Source organism: Mycobacterium sp. 1245499.0 (assembly GCF_001673615.1).
Classification (GTDB): domain Bacteria; phylum Actinomycetota; class Actinomycetes; order Mycobacteriales; family Mycobacteriaceae; genus Mycobacterium; species Mycobacterium europaeum_A.
Genome location: NZ_LZMG01000290.1, coordinates 1 through 4,665, shown reverse-complemented (window position 1 = coordinate 4,665; position 4,665 = coordinate 1). Strand labels below are relative to the sequence as shown.

At 67.8% G+C, this 4,665-nt stretch carries 4 protein-coding genes and 1 pseudogene; 2 read left to right on the top strand and 3 right to left on the bottom strand.

Annotated features, from left to right (window positions below; translation table 11 throughout):
• A partial coding sequence (locus A5646_RS17250) for a transglycosylase family protein (protein ID WP_231998320.1) occupies positions 1-462 on the top strand: 462 nt, incomplete at its 5' end.
• A gap of 109 nt (positions 463-571) precedes the next feature.
• Positions 572-694, top strand: coding sequence for a hypothetical protein (locus A5646_RS30280; protein WP_304441923.1), 123 nt, complete (start codon positions 572-574; stop codon positions 692-694).
• Positions 695-1,842: 1,148 nt separating this feature from the next.
• On the opposite strand, the gene mobA is transcribed toward A5646_RS30280, so the two are convergent.
• The 3 genes and pseudogenes from mobA to A5646_RS17235 form a co-directional block, all read right to left on the bottom strand.
• Positions 1,843-2,460, bottom strand: coding sequence for a molybdenum cofactor guanylyltransferase (mobA, locus tag A5646_RS17245; protein ID WP_082972116.1), 618 nt, complete (start codon positions 2,458-2,460; stop codon positions 1,843-1,845).
• Between the two features lies 1 nt (position 2,461).
• The gene (locus A5646_RS17240) at positions 2,462-3,562 is read right to left on the bottom strand and encodes a 2-oxoacid:ferredoxin oxidoreductase subunit beta (protein WP_067022946.1); all 1,101 of its coding nucleotides are present in this window, start codon (positions 3,560-3,562) and stop codon (positions 2,462-2,464) included.
• Positions 3,563-3,610: 48 nt separating this feature from the next.
• A pseudogene (locus tag A5646_RS17235) lies at positions 3,611-4,665 on the bottom strand (2-oxoglutarate ferredoxin oxidoreductase subunit alpha); the annotation flags it as partial.

Here is a 4,665-nt window from a genome sequence, read left to right as displayed (position 1 = left end):
CCCCCCGCCCCAGACGCTCCGCCGCCGCCGGCTCCGGACGCTCCGCCGCCGCCGGCTCCGGACGCTCCGCCGCCGCCGGCTCCGGACGCTCCGCCGCCGCCGGCTCCCGATGCTCCGCCGCCGCCGGCTCCGGACGCTCCGCCGCCGCCGGCTCCCGACGCTCCGCCGCCGCCGGCTCCCGACGCTCCGCCGCCCGGCCCGGATGTCCCGCCGCCTCCTGCCCACCGCGCCTACAGCGTGAACTGGGATGCCATCGCGCAGTGCGAGTCGGGTGGCAACTGGGGCATCAGCACCGGTAACGGCTTCTCCGGTGGACTGCAGTTCACCCCGAGCACCTGGCACGCCAACGGCGGCAGTGGCTCCCCGTCCGGCGCGAGCCGCGAGGAGCAGATCCGGGTGGCCGAGAACGTGCTGCACTCGCAGGGCATCGGCGCTTGGCCGGTCTGCGGACGCCGCGGCTGAGCCGACACCCACGCGACGGCTGACATACATATAAGAAGTGCCGGGCCCGGTGGCCTGGCACTTCTTAGCTCCAGCGGTTGGGGCCCCAGCGTCGGGTAGCGTCGGGCCCGTGACCGCAACGCCGCGCGAATTCGACATTGTGCTGTATGGGGCGGGGGGCGGCGGGGCGTCCGGCGCGGGCCCGGCGACCGGCGCGTTCGGGTCGAAACCCACCGCTTCCGGGTCCGCGTGAGCGGTGGCGGATGGGATGGTCACGAGCGTGCCCGTGACCGCGGCAAGAATGAGCGTCTTTCGGACGTTCTTCAAGTCGTCTTCCTTTCACTGCGCGCGCGCCAAAGCAAGCCCACGGAGGTGGGCCGAAGCTATTGGTTGATGCCTGCTTTGAAACGTGCCGTCTTGGTCAGGCACGGCAGCGGCGGGCCAAGTCTGCCCGGCGGGTCTTACCCACCGACCACGGTCGGGCTTTCGCCGTCCGTAGCGCCGCTCAACACGCGGATCCGTAGATTCAATTATCTGATTACTTTTCCGTAACCCGTTGTGGGCTAACAGGGACCGTAGAAGACCTCGGCGCGTTCGTCATCTTCAGAAATCGGATATCTCATTTCGATAACGGGCCGATCACGCCGCGGTACCGGGGTCATTTATGCAGGTCATCCGTGACTTTTGTCGATCGCGCTTCCGACGGCGTAGGCAAATGAATCGTGAGCCGAATCACCTGTGTTTTGTGAGCTGGCGCACGTTTATTTGCCGTGTTCGTCCGATTCGCAAGCGCTTTCAACCATCCGAGCCGCCGCGGCAGGCGGCGCAGCGTACCGCATCTTGTGCCGGCTTCAACGTTCCCACGCCACGGGCGCCGATCTAAATAGCTGAAGGCGCTGAATTCAATTGCGTACCAGGTTGATCCGATGACCAGCCGACGGGGGGCGGTCGGGTTGGATCCGCATGCGTAGGCTTGCGTATTGCTTTGTCCGACGGAATGCTTCATTCAATTAGGCAGAGCCACAACAACTCTCGCCACTATTCTGCCGAACCATGGGGGCATCGACACCGAGCACCGCCGACCGGAAGAGCGCGCGGGATTCGAACGAATCAAATTTGCCGGAAATACCGTATCCGCCATGACGAAGGCACCCGCGAATGGCGCCGTCACCCCGTCAGGTGCTCGCGAAATATCCGCAAATCACCGCTGCCCCAACAGATCACGGGAACTCGGTGCGTGACGACATGGATGCCGCGCCCCATCGCCGGGGTCTCACCACACGACAATTGCGCGACTATTCATCGGGTATTTCGGAAAGGCGATTGCCGAATTTAGCGGGAAGGCGAATGATTGCCCGCGTCGAATTGTCGAAAAGCGGCGGCCGAGCGCCGCCGCTCGGCTCAGCCGCGGGACTGCGCCAGCGCGAGCAGGTCGCTCTCGGTGTTGACGTTGGCCAGGAAGCGCGATTCCGGCAGCACGATCTGCTGGGCGTCGGAGGCGTCGATCAGGGCACGCATGGAGCGAGCGCCGCCGGCCACCAGGCCGCTGATCCGCTCGGCCAAATCGGTGCGGTAGACGGCGGCGAGGTAGTGGCTGCGGCCGTCCCACGGCAGCACGATCTCGGCGTTGGTCTCGCCGGCCAACTGCACCAGCTCGTCGATCAACTCCGCGGACAGCAGCGGCATATCGACGGCGCAGACGAAGGCGTACCGGGCGCCCGCCTCGGCGGCCGCCCGCAGCCCGCGTCCGGTCGCCGGCAGCGGCCCCTGGCCGCGCACCTCGTCGCGGATGACCTGCGCCTGCACCGCGGGCAACGGTTGCCCCGGCGCGGCCATCACGAACAGCGGCTCGCAGCGCTGCGCGAGAACCCCGGCGACGTATTCGAGCAGCGTGGCGGCGCCACCCGGGCCGGGCAAGGTGGCCTTGTCGCGGCCCATCCGCCGCGATTCGCCGCCGGCCAGCACGATGCCCGCCAACGACCCTGCCTTTTCTGTGTTGTCGGGCACCTGGTCGCCCACGTCAGTCGACGGTCCAGGTGTCGCGCCCGCGCAACAGCGATTGCAGCGCGGCGGTGTCGAACGGCTTTGCCGACTGGGCCGCCTGGACCTGCGAACGCGCCGCGTCGTCATAGGTCGGCCGGCTGATGTCGCGGAAGATGCCCAGCACGGTGTGTTCGAGGTTCTGGTCCGACAACCGGGACAGGGCGAAGGCGTAGGCCGAGTTGTCGCTGTGCGCGTCGTGCACCACGATCTCGTCGACCGACACGTCGGCGGTCTTGGCCACCTCCAGCCCGAAGCCGGACTTCACCACGCAGTATTCGCCGTTGGCGCCGAACACAATCGGCTCGCCGTGGCGGACGTTGATGACCCGCTCCTCGGAACCTTCCTTGCGCAACGCGTCGAACGAGCCGTCGTTGAAGATCGGGCAGTCCTGCAGGATCTCGACGACGGCGGCGCCGCGATGCCCGGCGGCGGCGCGCAGCACCTCGGTCAGTCCATTGCGGTCGGAGTCCAGCGCGCGGCCGACGAAGGTCGCCTCGGCGCCCAGGGCCAACGAGACCGGGTTGAACGGGTGATCCAGCGATCCCATCGGGGTCGACTTGGTGACCTTGCCGACCTCCGACGTCGGCGAGTACTGCCCCTTGGTGAGGCCGTAGATCCGGTTGTTGAACAGCAGGATGGTGATGTTGACGTTGCGGCGCAGCGCGTGGATCAGGTGGTTGCCGCCGATCGACAGGGCGTCGCCGTCGCCGGTGACCACCCACACCGACAGGTCCTCGCGGGCCAGCGCCAGGCCGGTCGCGATGGCCGGTGCGCGGCCGTGGATCGAGTGGAAGCCGTAGGTCTCCAGGTAGTACGGGAACCGGCTCGAGCAGCCGATGCCGCTGATGAACACGATGTTCTCGCGGCGCAACCCGAGGTCGGGCAGGAAGTTGCGGATGGTGTTGAGGATGACGTAGTCACCGCAGCCCGGGCACCAACGGACCTCTTGGTCACTGGTGAAGTCCTTGGACTTCTGCGGATGGTCCTGCGCAGACAACCTGGGGACCCCGTCGTTTTTGGTCAACTTCGCGGTCACACCGAGGTCTTTGCCGGCCAGGTTGCCGATCAGGTCAGTCACGAGCGTCGCTCCTCCTCATCGCTTCGCTCTGCATTGGCGCCGGCACCATCATGCGCCGGCCCCAACCGTTGCTGCCGCCATTCTGGCGACCATCGTCTTGTCGTTCTCGACTTCGGCCAGCGTCCCGCCCAGCGCGGCGCGGATGACCCGGCCGATCTCGTCGGCCAGGAACGCGACGCCTTGCACCTTGCTGACCGATTGCACGTCCACCAGGTACTTGCCCCGCAGCAGGAACGCCAGTTGGCCCAGGTTCATTTCCGGCGCGACCACCTGCGGGTAGCGCCGCAGCACCTCACCCAGGTTGGCCGGGAAGGGGTTCAGGTAGCGCAGGTGGGCGTGGGCCACCTTGATGCCCTTGCGCCGCGCGCGCCGGCACGCTTCACCGATCGGACCGTACGAGCTGCCCCAGCCGATCAGCAGCAGCTCGGCGTCGCCGGTCGGGTCGTCGACCTCCAGATCGGGGACCGAGATCCCGTCGATCTTGGCCTGGCGCAACCGGACCATGAGGTCGTGGTTGACCGGCTCGTAGGAGATGTTGCCCGAGCCGTTGGCCGCTTCCAGGCCGCCGATGCGGTGCTCGAGACCCGGGGTGCCGGGGACGGCGAACTGCCGCGCCAGCGTCTCGGGGTCGCGGGCATAGGGCTGGAAAGGCTCGTCGGGCTTGGCGAACGTGTGCGTGATGCGTGGCAGCGTGCTGACGTCCGGAATGCGCCACGGCTCCGACCCGTTGGCGATGGCGCCGTCGGACAGCACGATCACCGGGGTGTGGTACGACACCGCGATGCGCGCCGCCTCGAGCGCGGTTTCGAAGCAGTCCGAGGGTGAGCGCGGGGCCAGCACCGCGACCGGCGACTCCCCGTTGCGGCCGAACAACGCCTGCAGCAGGTCGGCCTGCTCGGTCTTGGTGGGCAGGCCGGTCGAAGGGCCGCCGCGCTGGACGTCGACGACGAGCAACGGCAGCTCGGTCATCACGGCCAGCCCGAGGGCTTCGGACTTCAGCGAGATGCCCGGACCCGACGTGGTGGTGACGCCCAGCGCGCCGCCGTACGAGGCGCCGATGGCGGCACAGATGCCACCGATCTCATCCTCGGCCTGGAAGGTGA